This window comes from uncultured Oxalicibacterium sp., from assembly GCF_913776015.1.
In the GTDB taxonomy this organism is placed as follows: domain Bacteria; phylum Pseudomonadota; class Gammaproteobacteria; order Burkholderiales; family Burkholderiaceae_D; genus Oxalicibacterium.
Window position 1 is genome coordinate 13,429 of the sequence record NZ_CAJYMD010000033.1, and the last position, 20,423, is coordinate 33,851.

Annotated in this window: 24 protein-coding genes; 18 read left to right on the forward strand and 6 right to left on the reverse strand. The window is 54.7% G+C overall.

Translation table 11 applies throughout. The features are described 5' to 3' along the window. Window positions 1–111: 111 nt before the first annotated feature. Window positions 112–474 (reverse strand): aspartate 1-decarboxylase, encoded by a 363-nt coding sequence (gene panD / locus QZ725_RS05140; protein WP_293777059.1) that lies wholly within the window; start codon window positions 472–474, stop codon window positions 112–114. 371 nt (window positions 475–845) lie between these two features. On the opposite strand from panD, the gene QZ725_RS05145 reads away from it, so the two are divergent. Next, window positions 846–1,331: an NUDIX hydrolase gene (locus QZ725_RS05145; protein WP_293777009.1), complete on the forward strand. Its 486-nt coding sequence runs from the start codon at window positions 846–848 to the stop codon at window positions 1,329–1,331. After that, window positions 1,324–2,442 (forward strand): tRNA 2-thiouridine(34) synthase MnmA, encoded by a 1,119-nt coding sequence (mnmA, locus tag QZ725_RS05150; protein WP_293777011.1) that lies wholly within the window; start codon window positions 1,324–1,326, stop codon window positions 2,440–2,442. Before QZ725_RS05145 ends, mnmA begins: the two co-directional genes overlap by 8 nt. Window positions 2,443–2,487: 45 nt before the next feature. Here the strand turns inward: mnmA and QZ725_RS05155 are convergent, their stop codons facing one another. Then, the gene (locus QZ725_RS05155; RefSeq protein WP_293777014.1) at window positions 2,488–3,411 is read right to left on the reverse strand and encodes a sensor domain-containing diguanylate cyclase; all 924 of its coding nucleotides are present in this window, start codon (window positions 3,409–3,411) and stop codon (window positions 2,488–2,490) included. Between the two features lie 136 nt (window positions 3,412–3,547). On the opposite strand from QZ725_RS05155, the gene QZ725_RS05160 reads away from it, so the two are divergent. The 8 genes from QZ725_RS05160 to bfr all read left to right on the forward strand — a co-directional run bounded on the left by QZ725_RS05160 (window position 3,548) and on the right by bfr (window position 8,957). Beyond that, the gene (locus QZ725_RS05160; protein WP_293777016.1) at window positions 3,548–5,182 is read left to right on the forward strand and encodes an FMN-binding glutamate synthase family protein; all 1,635 of its coding nucleotides are present in this window, start codon (window positions 3,548–3,550) and stop codon (window positions 5,180–5,182) included. Between the two features lie 235 nt (window positions 5,183–5,417). Next, entirely contained in the window at window positions 5,418–5,591 is a 174-nt protein-coding gene (locus tag QZ725_RS05165; RefSeq protein ID WP_293777062.1) for a hemin uptake protein HemP, read from the forward strand. A gap of 109 nt (window positions 5,592–5,700) precedes the next feature. Beyond that, entirely contained in the window at window positions 5,701–6,024 is a 324-nt protein-coding gene (locus tag QZ725_RS05170; protein WP_293777018.1) for a hypothetical protein, read from the forward strand. A 117-nt stretch (window positions 6,025–6,141) separates the two neighbouring features. Then, the gene (locus QZ725_RS05175; RefSeq protein ID WP_293777020.1) at window positions 6,142–6,363 is read left to right on the forward strand and encodes a (2Fe-2S)-binding protein; all 222 of its coding nucleotides are present in this window, start codon (window positions 6,142–6,144) and stop codon (window positions 6,361–6,363) included. Window positions 6,364–6,531: 168 nt separating this feature from the next. Continuing rightward, on the forward strand, window positions 6,532–7,071 hold the full coding sequence (locus QZ725_RS05180) for a TonB family protein (RefSeq protein WP_366773739.1): 540 nt from the start codon (window positions 6,532–6,534) through the stop codon (window positions 7,069–7,071). Between the two features lie 16 nt (window positions 7,072–7,087). Continuing rightward, window positions 7,088–7,819: a MotA/TolQ/ExbB proton channel family protein gene (locus QZ725_RS05185; protein WP_293777024.1), complete on the forward strand. Its 732-nt coding sequence runs from the start codon at window positions 7,088–7,090 to the stop codon at window positions 7,817–7,819. Continuing rightward, window positions 7,819–8,232, forward strand: coding sequence for a biopolymer transporter ExbD (locus QZ725_RS05190; RefSeq protein ID WP_293777026.1), 414 nt, complete (start codon window positions 7,819–7,821; stop codon window positions 8,230–8,232). The genes QZ725_RS05185 and QZ725_RS05190 overlap by 1 nt, the downstream gene beginning before the upstream one ends. Window positions 8,233–8,480: 248 nt before the next feature. Further along, window positions 8,481–8,957, forward strand: a complete 477-nt coding sequence (bfr, locus tag QZ725_RS05195; RefSeq protein ID WP_293777029.1) for a bacterioferritin — start codon at window positions 8,481–8,483, stop codon at window positions 8,955–8,957. Between the two features lie 74 nt (window positions 8,958–9,031). Here bfr and QZ725_RS05200 read toward each other — a convergent pair whose 3' ends face one another. Next, window positions 9,032–9,643: a glutathione S-transferase N-terminal domain-containing protein gene (locus QZ725_RS05200; RefSeq protein WP_293777031.1), complete on the reverse strand. Its 612-nt coding sequence runs from the start codon at window positions 9,641–9,643 to the stop codon at window positions 9,032–9,034. 206 nt (window positions 9,644–9,849) lie between these two features. On the opposite strand from QZ725_RS05200, the gene purB reads away from it, so the two are divergent. The 5 genes from purB (at window position 9,850) to QZ725_RS05225 (ending at window position 13,625) form a co-directional block, all read left to right on the forward strand. Beyond that, entirely contained in the window at window positions 9,850–11,217 is a 1,368-nt protein-coding gene (gene purB, locus QZ725_RS05205) for an adenylosuccinate lyase (RefSeq protein ID WP_293777034.1), read from the forward strand. Window positions 11,218–11,349: 132 nt separating this feature from the next. Beyond that, complete coding sequence (locus tag QZ725_RS05210) at window positions 11,350–11,886, forward strand: cytochrome b (protein ID WP_293777037.1); 537 nt, start codon at window positions 11,350–11,352, stop codon at window positions 11,884–11,886. Window positions 11,887–11,903: 17 nt separating this feature from the next. Next, window positions 11,904–12,479, forward strand: a complete 576-nt coding sequence (locus tag QZ725_RS05215) for a YceI family protein (protein WP_293777040.1) — start codon at window positions 11,904–11,906, stop codon at window positions 12,477–12,479. A gap of 54 nt (window positions 12,480–12,533) precedes the next feature. After that, a complete protein-coding gene (locus tag QZ725_RS05220) occupies window positions 12,534–13,103 on the forward strand; it encodes a YceI family protein (protein ID WP_293777065.1) in 570 nt (189 codons plus the stop codon). A 72-nt stretch (window positions 13,104–13,175) separates the two neighbouring features. Next, complete coding sequence (locus QZ725_RS05225) at window positions 13,176–13,625, forward strand: MarR family transcriptional regulator (RefSeq protein ID WP_293777043.1); 450 nt, start codon at window positions 13,176–13,178, stop codon at window positions 13,623–13,625. 11 nt (window positions 13,626–13,636) lie between these two features. Here the strand turns inward: QZ725_RS05225 and QZ725_RS05230 are convergent, their stop codons facing one another. Next, the gene (locus tag QZ725_RS05230) at window positions 13,637–14,563 is read right to left on the reverse strand and encodes an ion transporter (RefSeq protein ID WP_293777046.1); all 927 of its coding nucleotides are present in this window, start codon (window positions 14,561–14,563) and stop codon (window positions 13,637–13,639) included. Between the two features lie 515 nt (window positions 14,564–15,078). Between QZ725_RS05230 and QZ725_RS05235 the strand changes: the two genes are divergently transcribed. From QZ725_RS05235 to QZ725_RS05245, 3 genes are all read left to right on the forward strand, one after another. After that, complete coding sequence (locus QZ725_RS05235) at window positions 15,079–16,467, forward strand: Nramp family divalent metal transporter (RefSeq protein WP_293777049.1); 1,389 nt, start codon at window positions 15,079–15,081, stop codon at window positions 16,465–16,467. 156 nt (window positions 16,468–16,623) lie between these two features. Continuing rightward, complete coding sequence (locus QZ725_RS05240; protein WP_293777051.1) at window positions 16,624–17,877, forward strand: putative Na+/H+ antiporter; 1,254 nt, start codon at window positions 16,624–16,626, stop codon at window positions 17,875–17,877. 184 nt (window positions 17,878–18,061) lie between these two features. Continuing rightward, window positions 18,062–18,355, forward strand: a complete 294-nt coding sequence (locus tag QZ725_RS05245) for a hypothetical protein (RefSeq protein ID WP_293777053.1) — start codon at window positions 18,062–18,064, stop codon at window positions 18,353–18,355. Between the two features lie 65 nt (window positions 18,356–18,420). Here the strand turns inward: QZ725_RS05245 and secF are convergent, their stop codons facing one another. Both secF and secD read right to left on the reverse strand, forming a co-directional pair. Continuing rightward, window positions 18,421–19,365 (reverse strand): protein translocase subunit SecF, encoded by a 945-nt coding sequence (gene secF / locus QZ725_RS05250; RefSeq protein ID WP_293777055.1) that lies wholly within the window; start codon window positions 19,363–19,365, stop codon window positions 18,421–18,423. Window positions 19,366–19,479: 114 nt separating this feature from the next. Then, window positions 19,480–20,423 (reverse strand): protein translocase subunit SecD (gene secD, locus QZ725_RS05255; protein WP_293777057.1); only part of this gene is annotated, 944 nt, incomplete at its 5' end.

Sequence of the window (20,423 nt, forward strand, 5' to 3'; positions counted from 1 at the left end):
CTTCTCTCTTAAGTTGTTTAAATTCTGTTTGGGACGCACAACGGCACATAGTCAAAAACCCGGTTCAAGCAGCTCCATGGCGCGACCGGGTTTTTCTGGTGCTGCAACCGATTACTGTTGCTTCAGTCCCGTGATGCGGTTGTTTTCGTCGACAAAGACAATCTTGGGGACGTAGGTTTCGATTTCCTCGTCGCTCATCGGTCCATAAGTACAGATGATGAGCAGATCGCCAAGGTGCGCGCGACGCGCTGCTGCGCCGTTGAGCGAAATCTCGCCGCTGCCGCGTACACCCTTAATGGCGTACGTCGCAAAACGCTCGCCATTGTTGACGTTGTAAAGCTCAATACGCTCGCCAACTTTGATGTCGGCCGCTTCCAACAACTCTTCGTCGATACCGCAAGAGCCTTCATAATGCAGGTCGGCCTGGGTCACCGTTGCGCGGTGAATCTTGGCCCTGAGCATGATGCGCTGCATAGTTTTGTTCCGTTTGCTTAAAATTCTGCCGGCAACCATCACTGGTGCCGACACATCTATATAGGGTTTCCGGCGGCGAACGCCGTTGCACAGCACGCTGCGCCCGATTCCTTCTGTAGCCGAGAGCAGCCAGGCGACGTTGGTCAAGCCCGCATCCGCTACGACAAACCGGCAATTCCGTAAGCTTCACGCAAGAATTGCCAAAGAAATGAACCGGCAAGGATACGGCCAAATGCTCGCCAAGCAAAGGATTTAGGGCAATTTTTCCGAAAAAAACCTCGGCATTCTATTACAAAAGTTGCAGGAAACGAAACATGCCGGGCAAGTTTTCCGCGTGCAAGCTAGAATAGCGGGCTATTCCGAAAGCCATCATGTCTGATATCTGGAAACCCTCTGTCACTGTCGCCGCCGTCATGGAGCGCGAAGGCCGCTATTTGCTGGTAGAAGAAGAAACCAGCGAAGGCATTCGCTTTAACCAACCGGCAGGCCATCTCGACCCCAGCGAATCGCTGGAGCAGGCCGTCGCGCGCGAAGCGATGGAAGAAACTGCACACGAATTCACACCGACCGGCCTGATTGGTATCTATATGTCGCGCTATGTCTCGGCGCGTACCGGCAAGGACATCACCTATTTAAGCTTTACCTTTTGCGGCGAAGTCGGTGCGCAGCACGATCAGCCGCTCGATGTGGGCATACTGCGCGCCGTCTGGATGACTTACGATGAAATGGTCGCCTGCCGCGATCGTCATCGCAGCCCATCGGTGCTGCAGCGTGTGGATGATTATCTGGCTGGCAAACGCGTACCGCTGTCCTATCTGCAAACGCACGCCTCCGTCTACGAGGTTGCGAATGGCTAAGAAACGTGTCGTCATCGGCATGTCCGGTGGCGTCGATTCTTCAGTTTCGGCCTGGCTGCTGAAAGAACAGGGTTACGAAGTCATCGGTCTGTTCATGAAGAACTGGGAAGACGATGACGATTCCGAATATTGTTCGACGCGGCAGGACTGGATCGATGCGGCAAGCGTGGCCGATGTCGTCGGTGTCGATATCGAAGCCGTCAATTTTGCTGCCGAGTACAAAGATCGCGTGTTCGCCGAATTCCTGCGCGAGTATGAAGCCGGTCGCACACCGAACCCGGATGTGCTGTGCAATGCGGAAATCAAGTTCAAGGCTTTTCTCGATCATGCCGTCTCGCTTGGCGCCGACCTGATCGCGACTGGTCATTACGCGCGCGTGCGTACCATCGCCAGCGGCCCCGACGCAGGACAAGTACAACTATTGAAAGCCGTCGATGCCAGCAAGGATCAGAGTTACTTCCTGCATCGCCTCAATCAGGAGCAATTAGCGAAAACGCTGTTCCCATTGGGCGACATCAAAAAAACGGAAGTCCGCAAGATCGCCGAACAACTGCAACTGCCGAATGCGACCAAGAAAGATTCGACCGGCATCTGTTTCATCGGCGAACGCCCGTTCCGCGAATTCCTGAATCGCTATCTGTCGTACCAACCCGGCCCGATGAAAACGCCCGATGGCACCATTGTCGGCGAGCATGTCGGCTTGAGTTTTTACACGCTGGGACAACGCAAGGGCATCGGCATTGGCGGCTTGAAAACACATCGCAATGCCGACGGCACCAGCGATGCCTGGTACGTCGCTCGCAAGGATGTTACCAACAACACGCTCTACGTCGTGCAAGGACACGATCATCCGTGGCTGTTGTCATCGGAATTGCATGCGGGACAAATGAGCTGGATCGCCGGCACGCCACCAGCCGACATTGACGTTTGCGCCAAGACGCGCTATCGCCAAGCTGATGTCGAATGCAAACAGCAGGCAACCGATGAAGGCTTTGCCCTCAAGTTCACGAATCCGCAATGGGCGGTCACGCCAGGGCAGTCGGCCGTGCTCTATCAGGGCGATGTCTGCCTGGGTGGCGGGATCATCGACACCAGTAACGCGACGGTCTGATTGCTACACAAAAAAAGCCGCCACATGCTTGCATGGGCGGCTTTTTTATCGTCCTTCGCCGGCAATCGTGTTACGCCCACGCTGCTTGGCCAAATACAGGCGACGATCTACCGTCTCGATAAAATCAACAATCGTCTCCTGATGATTAGGAACGATGGCACCGACGCCCATGCTGATCGTCAGAATCTGACTCACTGGAGACTTCGCGTGAACGATCTGCTCCTTGAAAATCAGGCTGCGACAGCGCTCGGCCACCGTCAACGCAGCCACCTCATCCGTTCCCGGCAGCACCAGCATGAATTCCTCTCCGCCAAAACGCGCAAAGAAATCTGCTGAACGAGTAGCCGCCGAGGCCAGCGTACAGGCAACCCGCTTCAGGCACTCATCGCCCTGCAAGTGGCCGTAGCAATCGTTGTATTGCTTGAAATAGTCGATATCGACCATGATCAACGCCAGCGGTTGATTGTTGCGCCGCGCATTGGCCCACTCCACTTCCATGACGGAATCGAACATGCGGCGATTGGCGACACCGGTCAAGCCATCCTTAAATGACAGCGCTTCCAATTCCTTTTGCATTTCAATGAGTTGTGCCTCGGTCTTCTTGCGCTCACTGATATCAAACATAAAACCGATCAACGCTTCCACCTCGCCACTCGCATTGCGCACGACATGCACCACGTCGCGAATCCAGATGTATTTCCCATCTTTGGTCAAGGCACGATAATCCGCCTCGTGATCAACGCCCTCCTTAGATTGCGCAAAACAGAAACTGGTTACGCGTTCGCGGTCTTCTTCATGGATACGATCCGCCCAATCCTGCACGGTTTTCCACGAATGGGTTTGCCAACCCAACAAAGCCTCTATCTGGGGCCCGATATACGCAAACGTCATCGTTTGCCAATCAAGCTTCCATGGAATCGCCTTGGTCGATTCCAGAAGTGTTTTATATACCGCGCTATCGGCTTCCATATTTCACCCAAGTGAGGCTGCATCTGACAGTCAAGCATAGCGCGATTCGTTTGGCAAATTACGATTCGGCAATTTTTCACGTTGTACACTGTCGCATTGCAACGTCATCTTGTTCGTGCTTGTTCCAGGAGTCGCAATGCGCTTAATGCCTGTACGCTACATCGCGATGGTGATCGCGATTGTTCTGTTTTTTGGTTCGCTGATTTATGCCCTGCTGTTTGATAGCGCCTGGTGGCTGTTTATTGCGGCGGGCGGATTGACGGCACTCGGCCTGCGCGATCTGGCGCAAAAGGAACATGCGCTGCTGCGCAACTACCCCATCCTGGCACACTTCCGCTATCTGCTGGAATCGGTACGCCCCGAAATTCGCCAGTATTTTCTGGAGGAAGACACGGCACCGAATCCGTTTTCGCGCAATCAACGCTCACTCGTCTATCAACGTGCCAAGCAAGCCGTGGACAAACGTCCTTTCGGTACGCAAATGGATGTCTACAAGAGCGATTACGAATGGATCAATCACTCGATCCAGCCGGCCACGGTCGGATCGCACGATTTTCGCATCACGATCGGTGCCGAACGCGCGCAACCTTACTCCGCCAGCGTGTTCAATATTTCAGCGATGAGCTTCGGCTCGCTATCGGCCAATGCCATTCGCGCACTCAATCAAGGGGCGCAAATGGGATGCTTCATGCACGACACCGGCGAAGGCAGCATCAGCCGTTATCACCGGCCCGATCGAGAACATGAACCGGGTGGCGATCTGGTGTGGGAAATCGGCTCGGGTTATTTCGGCTGCCGCGATGAACATGGCCGGTTCTCGCCCGAACGTTTTGCGCAAAATGCCAGTTCACCGCAAGTGAAAATGATCGAAATCAAGCTGTCGCAAGGTGCCAAACCCGGCCATGGCGGCATGCTGCCCGGCGCCAAGGTGACCGCAGAGATTGCCGAAGCGCGCGGAATTCCTGAAGGCATCGATTGCATCTCGCCTTCTTCGCACTCGGCCTTTGATTCGCCGCTGGGCCTGCTGCAATTCATCGAACAATTGCGCACGCTGTCCGGCGGCAAACCGACCGGCTTCAAACTGGCCATCGGCCATCCTTGGGAATTTTTCGGCATCGTCAAAGCCATGATGGAAACCGGCATTACGCCGGATTTCATCGTGATTGATGGTGGCGAAGGTGGCACCGGCGCGGCCCCCGTCGAATTCACCGATCATGTCGGCGTACCGCTGCAGGAAGCGCTGCTGCTCGTGCATAACACACTGGTCGGCGCCAAACTTCGCGACAAGATCAAGCTCGGCGCCTCCGGCAAGATCGTTTCTGCCTTCGATCTGGTGCGCACGCTGGCACTCGGCGCCGACTGGTGCAATTCGGCGCGCGGTTTCATGTTCGCACTAGGCTGCATCCAGTCGCAAAGCTGTCATACCGATCGCTGCCCAACCGGCATCGCCACGCAAGATCCGCTAAGGCAGCGCGCAATCATCGTGCCCGACAAGGCGCAACGCGTTTTCCATTTTCATCAGAACACGCTGAAGGCGCTGGCCGAACTGATTGCCGCGGCCGGACTCACACATCCCGCTGATCTGCGGCCGCATCATCTGGTCAGACGCGTCTCGGCCAATCAGGTCAAGCTCGTTTCCTCCCTGCTGCCCTACCTCGAACCGGGCCAACTGCTCAGCGAGGCAGAAACCACCGCATCCAGCACGTTGCCCGAAGTCTTCGCCCGCTACTGGCCGATTGCCAGAGCCGATTCTTTCTCGCCCCTACGTTAAGGCGTTTGCGGGCGTGCACACACCTGCTGCCCGGCAAATCCCTTCCCTCCGTTCTTTGTTCCACTCGCTTTTGTGCAAAATTTCTCTTGCGCAGGACGCTTCACGTTTTCTTTAACTGCAGAAACCACATACAAAGAAAAATACTTGCAATCCGCTTTTAGTTGGACAATAATCTAAACAAGAATTGTTCTCATTTAATAAAGAGGATATAATGGCGATCACGGCACAAAGGAATATGCAGCAAACCCGACCTTCGGCACCACGTGTACATGCAGTAGCGGACAAGCCGGTTGAACGTATCAACAGTCGCGACCTGTTCCAGCAAATGCGTGAAGTTGAAATCGCGCATGAAGGTCGCATTTATCGTCTGCGTCTGACTCAGTTGAACAAACTGATTTTGACGGCGTGACATTGCAGTAACAAGCAGTACCTACGCATTACCCCGGCGATTCCTGCAGCCAGCCCGCACAACGATTCGTTGCGCCAGCCAGCCAGACCAACCTGATAAGGAGAGTTTGATGGCGATCGACAAAGCGGCGCGCGCGTTGCAAGAACCGACCACCGCTTCGGCCCAGCCGGAGCTTCTGGTTTCAGCCGTATTGCACCTGATGTCGCAATACACGGCTGGCAATCAGGAAAGCAGTGCATGCATCAAATTGGCGTCCGTCATCGAACGTCATTTGAAGGCCTTGGCAGATTTGCCCGATCTTGCCCCCGTATTGCGTGCTACCTGCCAGCAACTGTCGGAACAATGGGCGGTGGTCGTGGAACGCGCCATGCCACCTGTAGAACGATTCGGCATCCTGACTCGGCTGGTTTCAGGCAATAACCGTCTGAACTAGAAGACGTCTGAAAGGGAATTGCAGTAACGAATGCCGGCCTCGATGCCGGCTTCGCACATAAAAAGAACTTACATTTTCGGCTTGGTTAACCTACAACGTAGACGGCAAGAGGCAACGATGATTGTTTGTGTGTGCAGCAATGTTTCAGACGGAAAAATTCGTCAAGCGATTGACGCCGGTGTCACGCGCATGTCGGAATTGCGCGATAAGCTCGAAGTCGGCACCTGCTGCGGCAAGTGCAATTCGTGCGCCAAACGTATTCTCAACGAGTGCCTCGCCACATCGCAACCCAATGCACCACAGCCGATCATGTTCCAGATTTCCGCCATGGCCGCATAAGCACTATTTATGAATGCATCATCAATGTCGTTGTCTTTCCCGCAGCAGCACAATTCACAATTCGCCCTGCAATTAAGAAGGTACCTTCCTCTCCTGATTGTCATCGCTTTGCACGTGGGTCTTTTTTACGCGCTGCGTAGCGGTCTTGTACACCAAGTTGCCCAAACGATGCCGCGTGAAATCGTGGCAACCTTCGTCACCTTGGATCCGCCCCCGCAACCGAAGCCGCAGCCGGCACCGCCCAAGACGGTTCCAGTCGTGAAAAAACCAGTGACGCAGCCAAAGCCTCGTCCCGTGATTTCCGATAAGCCGGCACCGAAAGCGATTACCGAAGACGTACCGCCACCGGCCCCGCAACAAGAATCAAAAGAGCCGCCATCCGATGTCGCGCCAACCGCGCCGCCGGCACCTGCGGCACCAGCCACGCCGAAGACGATTTCGGGCGTATCCTATATCAACCCGCCACGTCCAGTTTATCCGGCACTTGATGCCCGCATGGGCAATGAAGGTACAGTGACGCTGCGTGTACTGATCAATGAAAAAGGCAAGGCGGAACGCGTGGAAATCCAGAAATCCTCAGGCTCCACGCGCATGGATGATGCAGCCCGCGATGCAGTCATGCGGGCGCTGTTCAAACCTTACGTGGAAGATGGCAGAGCGACTCCCGCCTTTGCCATCGTCCCGATCAATTTCACGTTAAACAGATAGATAAGAAGGAAACATCATGGAAGCAGTTAATCCGTACGGCCTCGAGAGTTTATGGGCACAAGGCGACATGATCATCAAGACTGTCGCCGTCCTGCTGGTAGTCATGTCGATCGCCTCTTGGTACGTCATCATCAGCAAAGCAATCCAGCTTCTGCAATACCGCCGTGCCGCACATGCAGCCGGACATGAATTCTGGGATGCCACCAGCTTAGAGCAAGGTACCGCAACCCTCGGCAACAACAACCCATTTGCCGAAATCGCAGAAGCAGGCACCACCGCCATGCGCCACCACGAAGCGCACAAGGGTCATTTGCATGACCAATTGTCGGTCAGCGACTGGATCACCCTGTCGCTGCGTCAGGCGATCGACGAATCGGCCGCCAAGCTGCAATCGGGGATGGCCGTGCTGGCATCGGTCGGTTCGACCGCACCGTTCGTCGGTCTGTTCGGTACCGTCTGGGGCATTTATCACGCACTGGTCGCGATTGGCACCTCAGGTCAGGCAAGCATTGACAAGGTCGCCGGCCCAGTCGGCGAAGCACTGATCATGACGGCAATCGGTCTGGCAGTAGCGATTCCCGCCACGTTCGGCTACAACGCATTAGTACGCGGCAACAAATCCTTGATCGCCAAAATGAACAAGTTCGGCTTCGATCTGCATGCTCTGTTCGTCACCGGCGCCCGTGCCAACGATGCGGGTACGCCAGGTGGTGCAGGAAAAAAACTGGTGGCAGTCGGAGGTAAATAATGGCAATGGGCTCCCTGTCCGAAGAGGACGATTTCAACCCCGAGATCAACACCACGCCGCTAGTTGACGTGATGCTGGTGCTGCTGATCATCTTCATCATCACGATTCCGGTCATGAACCACGCCGTCAAGCTGGACCTGCCACGTGCAGCCAGCCAGCCGAATGAGATCAAGCCGGAAACCATCAGCCTGTCGATCGATGCAGACGGCAAGGTTTTCTGGAACGGTGAAGAGATGAACGAAGGCGAACTGGCCTCGCGCATCGCCGATGCCGCCAAAGTGGAACCGCAACCGGAACTGCATCTGCACGCCGCACGTACCACGCAATACGAAAAAGTAGCGCAAGTGATGTCAGCAGCCCAAGCTGGGGGCTTGAGCAAGATGGGTTTTGTGACGGAAGCGCCGAAAAAATAGGTTTTCTGCACTTGATTAAAAACGCGCTCGGCGAGCTTCGTCGCAGCGCGTTTTTTGTTGCTCGCAAAATTGATGGCAACCCACCACGCGAGCCTGCCGCCTCCCCCACAGCCACAATGGAAACACGAATGATTCCGTCTAACAAAATGCATGCAACATGATACAAAATCGCGCTTCTTCGACTATCATGTGCGCCTGCAATGACGCAGGCCAGTTTGCCTGCCCACCACACAAGAATCGAGGGTCCCATGAAAGGCGACAGCAACGTCATCAAGCTGCTCAATGCGCAGCTCACCAATGAACTTACCGCCATCAACCAGTACTTCCTGCATGCGCGCATGTACAAGCACTGGGGTTTCGAAAAGATCGCGAAGAAGGAATACGAAGAGTCGATCGGCGAAATGAAGCATGCCGACAAACTGATTGATCGCATCCTGATGCTGGATGGCCTGCCAAATCTGCAAGCCCTGCACAAGCTGATGATTGGCGAGAACACGCCGGAAATGCTGAACTGCGATTTGGGTCTGGAAAAAGCCGCACAGAAAACCGTCAAGGAAGGCATTGCCGCGTGCGAAGCCGTCGGCGACTACGTTTCGCGCGAACTGTTCCAATACATTCTGGACGACACCGAAGAACATATCGACTGGCTGGAAACCCAGCTCGACTTGATCGAGAGAGTCGGTATCCAGAATTATCTGCAAGCGCAAATGATCGAAGGCGAATAAGCCACTCGCTTTACTTGCAGCCAAACAAAAAGGACGCCCAGGCGTCCTTTTTGTTTATTTGCGCACGCGACCGCTCACTCAGGCATGGTTTCCTTGAACGACGGACGCTCGCTAAGCTTTTCGAAGAGTTTGGCCAGATTGGGATAATCGGTGCGCCAATCAATGTCGGGAAAACGGAAGTCCAGCCATCCCAGCGCACAACCGACCGCCACATCGGCCAAGCTGTAATGAATGCCAGCACAAAATGCCTTGTCCTTCAGCCCTTCCGACATAGCCTTCAAACCGCCATGCACCTTGGCCAGTTGCCGATCCATCCAGGCCTGACTGCGTTGCTGCTCTTCCTTGCGCAAAGTTTTTTCCAGACGCAACAGCACGCCGGCATCCAGCACGCCATCGGCTAGCGCTTCCCAGCATTTGATTTCGGCGCGCTCCCGGCCATTAGGCGGGATCAGTTTGCCGACCGGCGTCAGCGTATCCAGATATTCGACGATCACGCGTGAATCGAACATCGCACCGCCATCCTCCATTACCAGACACGGCACTTTGCCGAGCGGATTGGATTGCTGAATGGTGGTGTCGGCCGCCCAGACATTTTCGAGCAGCAGTTCGTAGTCGATCCGCTTTTCCAGCATCACGATGCGGACCTTGCGGACAAAAGGGCTACCGAGAGAACCAATCAGTTTCATGATGTACAACGTCGAAAATCGGAAGGCGATTATACCGTGCCCTATCTCAAAAAAAGCCTAGCCCACGCACGTCGTGCGGTTTTGCAACGAGGCCGAGGTGCCGCAATGGTAGAATACTGCCTTGCTTTTTTGCGCCGGTTTGATCGCGCATCCGCGATTGCCAGTGCTTCCCTCCATTCACGTCATTGCGCTCAACGCTCATCACCATGTCGCTCTCCACTCTTTCCGCCCTTTCGCCGCTGGACGGTCGCTACGCCGCCAAGACCGATAAACTGCGTCCTATTCTGTCCGAAGCCGGTTTCATGCACCATCGCGTCAAGGTCGAAATCGCCTGGTTGCAAGCCTTGTCTTCGGCCGGTTTCGATGAAATCAAGCCGTTTTCGGATGCCGCCAATGCGCGCCTGAACAAGCTGACCATGGATTTTTCCGAAGCCGATGCACAGCGCATCAAGGAGATCGAAGCCGTCACCAATCATGACGTCAAGGCCGTCGAATACTGGCTCAAGGAACAGGTCAAGGATGTGCCCGAGCTGGTGGCCGCTACCGAGTTCATCCACTTTGCCTGCACCTCGGAAGACATCAACAACACCTCACACGGGATGATGATAAAGGCCGCGCGCAACGACGTGCTGCTGCCGGCTCTGCAAACCATCATCGATAAGCTGACCCAACTGGCACATGACAATGCCGAACTGCCGATGATGTCGCGCACCCACGGTCAGCCGGCCAGCCCAACCACGCTCGGCAAGGAGATGGCCAACGTCGTCGCCCGCCTCAAGCGCGCTGCAGAGCGCATCAGCAATGTCCAGATCCTCGGCAAGATGAATGGTGCCGTTGGCAACTACAACGCCCACCTGTCCGCTTACCCGCAAACCGACTGGCAAGCCTTCTCCAAGGACGTGATCGAGAACCGTCTGGGCCTGACCTTCAATCCCTACACCATCCAGATCGAGCCACACGATTACATGGCAGAACTGTTCGACGCCATCGCGCGTGCCAACACCATCCTGCTCGACCTGAACCGTGATATCTGGGGTTACATCGCGCTCGGCTACTTCAAACAAAAAACCAAGGCGGGTGAAATCGGTTCTTCGACCATGCCGCACAAGGTCAATCCGATCGATTTCGAAAATTCGGAAGGTAACCTCGGCATGGCCAATGCCGTGCTCAAGCACATGGCCGAGAAGCTGCCGGTCTCGCGCTGGCAGCGCGACCTGACCGACTCCACCGTTTTGCGCAACATCGGCGTCGGTTTCGGTTACGCCGTGCTGGCCTACGATAGCTGCCTGCGCGGCCTGAACAAGCTCGAAGTCAATCCGCAGCGTATTGCCGAAGACCTCGACGACACCTGGGAAGTACTGGCAGAGCCGGTGCAAACCGTGATGCGTCGCTACGGCATCGATAACCCTTACGAGCAGTTGAAGGAACTGACGCGCGGCAAGGGCATTTCGAAAGATGACATGCGTGCATTCATCGCCACGCTGGCCATTCCGCAACAAGCCAAGGATGAATTGCTGGCCATGACGCCTGCCAGCTACATCGGCTACGCCAGTAAACTCGCGCGCGCCATTTAATCAAGCCGTCGCAACTTCATTGGGGTTGCGCTGTCAGAGACCGTGCAGCAGGCGTTACGATAGCCTGCTGCACGGTCTCTTTTATTTTGCTATATTGTTCTAACTAGAACTTATTGAAATAAAATAACAAACATGGCTGCTTCCCAGCACCGCTATACCTTGACCGCCATCGGCTTGCACTGGCTAATGGCCTTGCTGATCATTGCGACCTTTTTGCTGGGCCTGACCATGGTCGATATCCCCGGTCTCACACCGACCAAACTCAAATACTTTTCCTGGCACAAATGGATGGGCGTGACCGTACTCGCCTTTGCTTGCGTGCGCCTGCTGTGGCGCCTTACTCATGCGACACCACCTTACGCACAGCCCATACCTAAATGGCAGCACGCCGCCGCCCATGGCGCGCATGGCTTGCTGTATGTCCTGATCTTTGCGGTTCCACTATCCGGCTATTTCTTCAGCCTGGCTGCCGGTGTGCCAGTTGTATATCTTGGCGTACTTCCCCTGCCCAACCTGATCGCCCCCGATCCCGAACTCAAAGTACTGCTGGGTCAGACGCACTATGTGCTCAACATGATCTTGCTGGCAGTCGTCAGTCTGCATCTGCTCGCTGTGATCAAGCATCAGTTTTTCGATCGTGACCGTGTCCTGCAACGCATGCTTCCCTAATTTCTGAAAGGATTTTCATGTTCGCCCAACATCTCCCCGGTAAATCCCTGCGCTGGCTTGCCATCGCGGCCACTGCTATCGCCTTACCCGTACTGGCTGCCACGGCACTCAAGACCGATGCCGCAAAAAGCAAGGTCACCATCACGTTCAAGCAAATGAATGTGCCGGTCGATGCGCAATTCAAGAAATTCACGGCAGCGATCAACTACGACGCCGCCAAACCCGAGAATTCCAAAGCCAATGTCGATATCGACACAACCAGTTTTGATCTGGGGGACCCTGCATACAATGCAGAAGTACAGAAAAAGGAATGGTTCAATACGGCTCAATTTCCCAAGGCCACGTTTGTTTCCACTCAGATCAAGACAGGCGCTGCCGGCAAGCTGGATGTGACAGGCAAGCTGACCATCAAAGGCAAGAGCAGTGACGTCAGTTTCCCGCTGACGGTAAAGAAGGAAGGCAATGCGCAGGTATTTGAAGGCACGCTGCCGATCAAACGCCTGACCTATGGCATCGGTGATGGTGAATGGAAAGACACCAGCATCGTTGCCGACGAAGTCACCATCAAGTTCCGTGTCGTTGCGGCACCTTGATCGGTTGCATCAAACCCGTACTACCAAACCCACAAAAACCTAGGAGCTAACATGATGAAATCGAAACTCGCCCTGCTGTGCCTGCTGGTTGCCGGCACGTCTTCCGCCTTTGCGCAAACCTATAAGATCGAGCCTGGCCATACTTACCCTAGCTTCGAAGCCGATCACATGGGCATCTCGTTCTGGCGCGGCAAGTTCAACAAAACCAGCGGCGTGATCACGCTTGATCGTGCAGCAAAGACGGGTACTGTCGATATCGCCATCGACCCTGCATCGATCGATTTCGGTCATGAAAAAATGAACGAACACGCACGCAGCGCCGACATGTTCAATGTGCAGAAATTCCCAAACATCACGTACAACAGCAAATCCATTACTTTCAAGGGAGATACGCCAGTTGAAGTCGATGGCACATTGACCATGCTGGGTGTCACCAAGCCTGTCAAACTGACGATCAACAAATTCAAGTGCATCCAGCATCCGATGCTCAAGCGCGAAGTCTGTGGTGCCGATGCATCCGCCACCTTCAACCGTGCTGATTTCGGTCTGAACTACGCGCTGAACTATGGCTTCTCGCCGCAAGTGAAACTGGCGATCCAGGTCGAAGCACTCAAGGAAGACTGATTTGCTTCCCAGCTGAAAAAAGGCCGACACACACTGTGCCGGCCTTTTTAATAAGTAAAAACCGGAAATTTCATGGCTGAACGTTATCTACGCAGCATCCGTCTGCTAGCCGAGTGCTATCAGGCGTTCGAGCGGCATTCGCAAGACAATTTGCGCCGCCGCACCGGCCTGACGTCGGCGCAATTCGACATCATTGCCACGCTTGGCAATACGACTGGCCTGACGTTCAAAGAGCTCGGTGAGAAGACGCTCATCACGAAAGGCACGCTGACAGGTGTCGTGGATCGCCTAGAGTCTCGAGGGCTGGTGGTGCGCATTGCCCAGATTGAGGACAGGCGCTCTACGATCGTGCGCCTTACCGACGCGGGCGAGCAGGAATTCGGCCGCGTCTTTTCTCCGCAAATAAAGCATTGCAAATTACCGTTTGAAAATTACAGCGAGAAAGATTTTGACGCTCTGGAAGCCGCGCTAGGGAAATTGCACGCACAACTCTCGTCCCCCACAAAGAATACAAGACGGTAGACAGACCACATCTAATTTGTGGCGTCATCGCGCGACGCCTCGTCCGAGTCGTATCGTGGCAATGCAGTGCCACAATGCATGCAATACCGGGCATCTCGATCATGCCCAGTGGTTAAGCACTCACGACATGTACGCGTTGTCACCTTCCTTTTGTGAAACTTCTGGGCGGTCATCTCGGAAGTAACGATACCCGTCGGCACTGCAAGAATGCCCCAACCGATCAGCATCGTGACAGACGCAATGGCTCGTCCCAAATCGGTTTGTGGTGCGATGTCGCCAAATCCAACCGTACTTACGGTCGTGATCGCCCAATAGACGGAGGTAGGAATACTAGTAAAAGCCGTTCCCTCACCTCCCTCTACGACATACAGCAGCGTACCGTTCACGACCACAAGGATGGCCACTACCGATAGAAAAATCAGAATCTTTCTTCGGCTGGCACGTACGGCACGCGCCAATTGCACATACTCATCAACGTACGCAGCCAGCTTCAGAAGCCGGAAAATCCGCAGCAACCGCAATAGTCGCAGGTCCACCAGCGCATGCAAGCCAGGATAGAAGAAGGAGGCATAGGTGGGCAGTATGGAAAGAAAATCGATGACGCCATAAAAGCTGCGTGCGTATCTCGTCGGGTGATTGACGCACATCAGGCGTGCGCCATATTCAATAGTGAACAGAATCGTGAAAAACCACTCAAGGCCGTGCAGTATCGCGCCGTACTTTGCGTGAATTGAGGGAATGCTATCCAGCATAACGACCGTGACGCTCGCGACGATTGCGGCAATCAACAAGAAATCGAAGTATCGCCCTGCGCGAGTATCCGCCTCGAAGATGATGATAAAAAGACGTTCACGCCAACCGCCGTCAGGCCGACCAAAGGCTGATTCACTCCTTGCCTGATCATGCTCGATTTCAGAGACAACTCCACTCTTGCGCATTGATTCAACTCCGCAGTTTGACCATGGTCGCCATTATGGCGTGTCCTTTAGCGGGTTGCATGTTAAGAAAACGTTAGTTATCATGGCGGCCAATGGGTGTTTGCAGCGTCTTGCTGCAAACAGGTTTTATGCGATGGTCGGGCCGCCACGCGGAGACTCGTATATGCCAACACCTATTGCCCAGTCCGCCCATTTCCCGAAGTATTGCATCGCGGAAATTAGCCCCCTTTCATACGACAAGCGCAACGTCCTGGTCAGTTAAAGACCCAGACTCGTCACGTCGGTTTCCCATCCCTTTTCTGACCGGGTCTTTGGCCCGGCGTGTACTCGTCTTCGAAATAATGCTTAACAGCATCATTTCTATAGTGATTATTTCTATCGATATCAATTGTCATTGCGCTTGCTTGCCATTTTTTTTTAACCACAACGGAGGAGCATTTTCAGCAGCGCCCTAATAAACAAACAAGCTGACAGAAATCATTCTGTTTCAAGCCTTGATATGGAGAGTGAGATTAATGACTGATACAACAATGAGCGCGTCGGGGATGACAGCCGGCGACAGTAAAGAAACGATTCAAAAAGAAACCATTCACCTGAAAGCGCCCGGCACAGGGCTGGTAGACACCTGGAAAGCAATGGGGCCCGGTATTGCCGCGGCGATGACCGGCATCGGTGCCAGCCACATCATGCATGCTCCAACCGCAGGGGCACGCTTTGGCTACGACCTGCTTTGGGTCATCCTTGCGGCCTACATCATCAAATACTGCGCGTTTGAATTTGCGCACCGCTACACGATGGTCAAAGGCGAGACCATCATCAACGCCTACCACCGCAACGGTAACTGGCCGCTGTGGTTCATGATTTTCCAAGGCTTTGCCAATACCGTCGGGATTGCCGGACGTGCACTCGGTTGCGCGGCCATGCTGTGGGCGGCATTTCCATTCATGGCGCTGGAAACATGGGCGGTCGTGATTTTGCTGGGTACGGTTGCCATTCTGTGGGCCGGCAGTTACAAGGCCGTCGAAGGCATCTGCAAACTGCTGATTCTGATTTTTGCCGGCTCATGCTTTATCGCGTTTGCATTGCAGGCACCGCCTCCGATGGAGTATCTGTCGCGGTTGGCGCCAACGCTGCCACCAATCGCCGCCATGATGCTGTTTGGCGCCATGTTCGGTTACTTCCCAACCACGCTTGAAGTCGCACCGATGCAATCGAATTGGGCAGTCGACAAAAAAGCCGGCATGGTCAAGATCAATGAGCTGCGTGCCCAAGGACACAAGGTAGAAATGGACAAGGACTACATGAAGAACAGTCTGATCCTTTTCAAGCGCGACATGAACATCTCATACATCGTGTCAATGCTGTCCGGCATGATCTTCCTGATCGTCGGTGCCGCCGTTCTCAATCCGCTCGGCCTGGTACCGAAAGGCAGTGAGATGGGCGCGACCATTGCGCGCATCTATACCGATACATTCGGCGGCTGGATCTTCCCGGTCATTATTGCCGGTGGTGTCGCTGCACTGTTCTCGACCGTCTTCACCTATTTCGACGGTCAGGCTCGCATTACAGAAGAGTGCGCTGCACGCCTGTTCAAGAAGCTCGACACACCTACTGCACGCAAACTTGTGTACCGCGGCATGCAGATCATCTGGATCATCGCTGGTGTCGCAATCATTTACGGCCTGCCTGAACCGATCTTCGTCACGCAGTTGGCATCAGTGATGGCGCTGGTCTTCTCTCCCGTCTTGTACTGGCTGACCGTCAAGGCACTGAAAGACAATTTCACGACCGATTTCGAACGTGAGCTGTTGCCATCCAAGCTGATGTTCGCCTGGGCCTGGTTTGGCGTCATCGCCTTGGTCGGCATTACCGGTTGGGTGCTTTACACGCAGTTTCTGATGTAACCTCCGCCGTCATCCAGTCGGATGACGGTGTATGCCCATTACCGCTTGCCGGGGAAGCATCGTCGCGATTTTCCCCGGTTTTTTTAATTCCTCGCTCACACGGCATGGCATGCTGCTGCCACCGTCAAAAAGAATGGCACTACCATGAATGAAGAAATGAACCTCATCGCGGCCGTCCTATTCGGCATCGCGCTTATCCATACGTTTGCAGCCAAATCGTTCGAAAAACTGGCGCATCGCAGCAAACATCACTCGGGTCTGTTGCATCTTCTCGGTGAAATCGAAGTTGTGTTTGGGTTGTGGGCCTTTGTACTGATCGGCACCATGGCATTTGTCGTCGGTCCGCAAAACGCTATCGAATACGCCGAATCACGTCATTACACAGAGCCGCTTTTCGTCTTCGTGATCATGATCATCGCCGCATCGCGTCCGGTACTGGAAACTGTTAAAGGTCTCGTCGCCGTGCTCGCGCGTGCCATGCCGATGCGCACCGCCGTTGCCCGTGTCTGGCTTTGCCTTTGCGTTGTGCCGCTGATCGGCTCCCTCATCACAGAGCCCGCTGCCATGACCCTTGCGGCATTGATGCTTGCTCCACTCGTCTTCCACGACGGTCTTCCAGAATGGAAAAAATATGCAGCGCTCGGCGTGCTCTTCGTCAACATCTCGATCGGCGGCACGCTGACTTCCTTTGCCGCGCCCCCCGTACTGATGGTAGCGGCCACCTGGAACTGGGACAGCGCCTTCATGGCTACCACGTTCGGCTGGAAAGCGGCGATTGCCGTCTTCATCAATGCCACCGCGGTCACTGCGCTCATGGCCAGCCATCTCGTTGACAAGCCGTCGGAAGTCGAAAAAGCCGGTGGAGAATTACCGATGCCGGTTGCTGTCGCCGTCGTTCACTTGTTGGCATTGGCAGGCGTCGTTTATTTCGCGCACCATCCGGTGATTTTTCTGGCGATTTTCCTATTCTTCCTGGGCTTTACGAAAGCGTATGAACCGTACCAAAACCCATTGATTCTGAAGGAAGGCTTGCTGGTCGGATTTTTTCTTGCCGGTCTGGTCGTACTCGGCGGCATGCAGCAATGGTGGCTACAACCAATCGTCTCGGGTCTTGAGCCGACCGCACTGTTCTTCGGCGCATTGTTCCTCACCGCCATTACCGACAACGCTGCATTGACCTACCTCGGTTCTCTCATCGAAGGCATGAGCGATGCAGCCAAGTACATGCTGATGGCCGGAGCAGTCGCCGGTGGTGGCCTGACAGTCATTGCCAATGCCCCAAATCCTGCAGGTGTCGCTTTGCTGCGCAGTGGGTTCAAGGATGGCGCCATTAGTATTCTGGGATTGGTGATCGGTGCGCTGGCACCGACCGCGGTTGCCGCCGCATTTTTCCTGATGTTCATTCCTTGATAGCGTAAGCAACGCTACGTCTAAGGATGTCGATACGACTGCCTTCGTGCCGGAGTTCTGGCGTGAAGGCAGTATGCGCTCTAGCCTCGCGGATTCGTCCCCAAAGTACATCCATTGCGTACGATTCACTTTCGCCCGCAATGCATTCAAGTCGCATGATTACCACCGACCATCCTTATTGCTCATGAGCGAATTTCTCCTCAATTATCGATTTCCACTGGTCATTTCCATACTTTTGATTATTGCCGTAATCTGGCTATGGCAAGCAATACAATTCAGCGCGCAACAGAAACGCGCGCGAGACGATGCGAATTGCAACCATCAGCTTGGCTATGATTATTTGATATGGAAGCTCGATGGTGACGTCGCACTAGCCGACGAACTGATCCGCTTGGAGCGTGAACGACACGGCGGCACGCTTGCGCAGGCGATCGAGCGGGTTAACAACGCTGTGGCGAAAGACGAGCTCAATTCTTGAGCAGATACACGTAAAAAAGCCGGCGAATGCCGGCTTTTTTTATTGCGCGGATTGCGCGCCCACGATTACACCACCGCACCGTCGTTCTCTGTCTTTTCCTTGACCGGTTTCAGCAAGTCTTCGCGCTTGACCCCCAACCACATCGCAATGGCCGCCGCGACGAAAACGGATGAGTAAATACCGAAACAGATACCGATCGTCAGCGCCAGCGCGAAGTAATGCAGCGTCGGACCACCGAAGAAGAACATCGACAGCACCATTAGCTGCGTCGAACCGTGCGTGATGATGGTACGCGAGATCGTACGTGTGATCGCGTGGTTCATTACTTCCGCGACAGGCAGCTTGCCGTAGCGACGATCACGGAAGGTTTCGCGCACGCGATCGAACACGATGACCGATTCGTTGACCGAATAACCCAGCACGGCGAGCACGGCGGCAAGCACGGTCAGCGAAAACTCCCAGCCGAAGAAGGCGAAGAAACCGAGAATGATCACGACGTCATGCAGGTTGGCGAAGATCGAAGCAACCGCAAACTTCCATTCGAAACGGAATGCCAAGTAGATCATGATGCCGATCACCAGCATGCCAAGTGCCATCATGCCGTCATGGGCGAGTTCTTCACCCACTTGAGGACCGACGAATTCGACACGTTTGAGCTCAACCGCAGCATCCTGCGCTTTCAGTGCGCCCATCACGCGATCGCTGATCTGCGTCGTATCCACACCTTGTTGTGCAGGCAGGCGAATCAGCACGTCCTGCGCGGTACCGAAACTCTGCACCTGCATATCGGTATAGCCCAGGCCGCCAAGCTCCTTGCGCACCGATTCCAGATCGGCCGCCTGTTTGTACTGCACTTCCATCACGGTACCGCCCGTGAATTCGATCGACAGATGCAATCCCTTGGAAAACAGGAAGAACAACGCCAGACAGAACGTGAGGATCGAAATCAGGTTGAAGATCTTGGCATGGCGCAAGAACGGGATGTCTTTGTTGATCCGGAAAAATTCCATCACTTACCTCTTTGACGATCGCTCCTTAGCGGAGCGATCTGCTTGTTTATCAATGCAATCTTTTCTTTGACTGACGCGGCAGAAGGTCCGCGCCCAATCAGGCATATCTCGTACTTAGTCGGCCACCTTGTCAGTCGGCTTCCAGACCTGACCGATGGAAATGCTGGTGAGACGTTTCTTGCGGCCGTACCAGAGGTTGACCACACCACGCGACACGAATACCGACGAGAAGATCGAGGTAACGATACCCAGCGCATGCACGACGGCAAAACCGCGCACCGGACCAGAACCGAAAATCAGCAGCGCCAGTGCGGCAATCAGCGTCGTGATGTTCGAGTCAAGAATCGTCGCCCACGCACGGTCGAAGCCGAGTGCGATCGCCTGCTGTGGTGTCTGCCCCGCTCGCAACTCTTCTCGTACGCGCTCATTGATGAGCACGTTGGCATCGATCGCCATACCCAGCGTCAGCGCAATAGCCGCAATACCCGGCAAGGTCAGCGTTGCCTGCAGCAACGACAGGATCGCCACCAGCAACATGACGTTCACGGCCAGCGCAAACACGCTGAACATGCCGAACACGCGATAGTAGATGATCATGAAGACACCCATCGCGATGAAACCCCACAGCACGGAGTGGAAGCCCATCGAAATGTTTTCGGCACCGAGTTGCGGGCCAATCGTGCGCTCTTCGATGATTTCCATCGGTGCCGCCAGCGAACCGGCACGCAGAAGCAGAGCCAGATCGGCCGCCGCTTCGGACGATCCCATGCCGGTGATCTGGAAACGCGAACCAAGTTCGTCACGAATCGTAGCCACCGTCAGCACTTCGCCCTTGTTCTTTTCGAACAGCACGATCGCCATCGATTTGCCGACACGCGAACGCGTCGCTTCGCGCATGCGACGACCACCGTCGCCATTCAGGTCGATGCTGACCGATGGCTGCTGGTTCTGATCGAAGCTGGCCGATGCGCTGGAAATATATTCACCCGTAATCACCGGGTCCTTGTAGAGCACCACTGGCGCATTCTTGCCGACGCGGAACAGTTCGGAACCGAAAG

What these genes read in the sequence shown, in the direction of transcription:
- QZ725_RS05180 (WP_366773739.1), top strand. Translation starts at nt 6,532, where the DNA reads ATGCCGCGTGAAATCGTGGCAACCTTCGTCACCTTGGATCCGCCCCCG.
- QZ725_RS05240 (WP_293777051.1), top strand. Translation starts at nt 16,624, where the DNA reads ATGAACCTCATCGCGGCCGTCCTATTCGGCATCGCGCTTATCCATACG.
- mnmA (WP_293777011.1), top strand. Translation starts at nt 1,324, where the DNA reads ATGGCTAAGAAACGTGTCGTCATCGGCATGTCCGGTGGCGTCGATTCT.
- QZ725_RS05145 (WP_293777009.1), top strand. Translation starts at nt 846, where the DNA reads ATGTCTGATATCTGGAAACCCTCTGTCACTGTCGCCGCCGTCATGGAG.
- QZ725_RS05235 (WP_293777049.1), top strand. Translation starts at nt 15,079, where the DNA reads ATGACTGATACAACAATGAGCGCGTCGGGGATGACAGCCGGCGACAGT.
- bfr (WP_293777029.1), top strand. Translation starts at nt 8,481, where the DNA reads ATGAAAGGCGACAGCAACGTCATCAAGCTGCTCAATGCGCAGCTCACC.
- secF (WP_293777055.1), bottom strand. Translation starts at nt 19,365, where the DNA reads ATGGAATTTTTCCGGATCAACAAAGACATCCCGTTCTTGCGCCATGCC.
- QZ725_RS05200 (WP_293777031.1), bottom strand. Translation starts at nt 9,643, where the DNA reads ATGAAACTGATTGGTTCTCTCGGTAGCCCTTTTGTCCGCAAGGTCCGC.
- QZ725_RS05230 (WP_293777046.1), bottom strand. Translation starts at nt 14,563, where the DNA reads ATGCGCAAGAGTGGAGTTGTCTCTGAAATCGAGCATGATCAGGCAAGG.
- QZ725_RS05160 (WP_293777016.1), top strand. Translation starts at nt 3,548, where the DNA reads ATGCGCTTAATGCCTGTACGCTACATCGCGATGGTGATCGCGATTGTT.
- QZ725_RS05170 (WP_293777018.1), top strand. Translation starts at nt 5,701, where the DNA reads ATGGCGATCGACAAAGCGGCGCGCGCGTTGCAAGAACCGACCACCGCT.
- QZ725_RS05190 (WP_293777026.1), top strand. Translation starts at nt 7,819, where the DNA reads ATGGCAATGGGCTCCCTGTCCGAAGAGGACGATTTCAACCCCGAGATC.
- QZ725_RS05165 (WP_293777062.1), top strand. Translation starts at nt 5,418, where the DNA reads ATGCAGCAAACCCGACCTTCGGCACCACGTGTACATGCAGTAGCGGAC.
- QZ725_RS05245 (WP_293777053.1), top strand. Translation starts at nt 18,062, where the DNA reads ATGAGCGAATTTCTCCTCAATTATCGATTTCCACTGGTCATTTCCATA.
- purB (WP_293777034.1), top strand. Translation starts at nt 9,850, where the DNA reads ATGTCGCTCTCCACTCTTTCCGCCCTTTCGCCGCTGGACGGTCGCTAC.
- panD (WP_293777059.1), bottom strand. Translation starts at nt 474, where the DNA reads ATGCAGCGCATCATGCTCAGGGCCAAGATTCACCGCGCAACGGTGACC.
- QZ725_RS05215 (WP_293777040.1), top strand. Translation starts at nt 11,904, where the DNA reads ATGTTCGCCCAACATCTCCCCGGTAAATCCCTGCGCTGGCTTGCCATC.
- QZ725_RS05220 (WP_293777065.1), top strand. Translation starts at nt 12,534, where the DNA reads ATGAAATCGAAACTCGCCCTGCTGTGCCTGCTGGTTGCCGGCACGTCT.
- QZ725_RS05225 (WP_293777043.1), top strand. Translation starts at nt 13,176, where the DNA reads ATGGCTGAACGTTATCTACGCAGCATCCGTCTGCTAGCCGAGTGCTAT.
- QZ725_RS05155 (WP_293777014.1), bottom strand. Translation starts at nt 3,411, where the DNA reads ATGGAAGCCGATAGCGCGGTATATAAAACACTTCTGGAATCGACCAAG.
- QZ725_RS05175 (WP_293777020.1), top strand. Translation starts at nt 6,142, where the DNA reads ATGATTGTTTGTGTGTGCAGCAATGTTTCAGACGGAAAAATTCGTCAA.
- QZ725_RS05185 (WP_293777024.1), top strand. Translation starts at nt 7,088, where the DNA reads ATGGAAGCAGTTAATCCGTACGGCCTCGAGAGTTTATGGGCACAAGGC.
- QZ725_RS05210 (WP_293777037.1), top strand. Translation starts at nt 11,350, where the DNA reads ATGGCTGCTTCCCAGCACCGCTATACCTTGACCGCCATCGGCTTGCAC.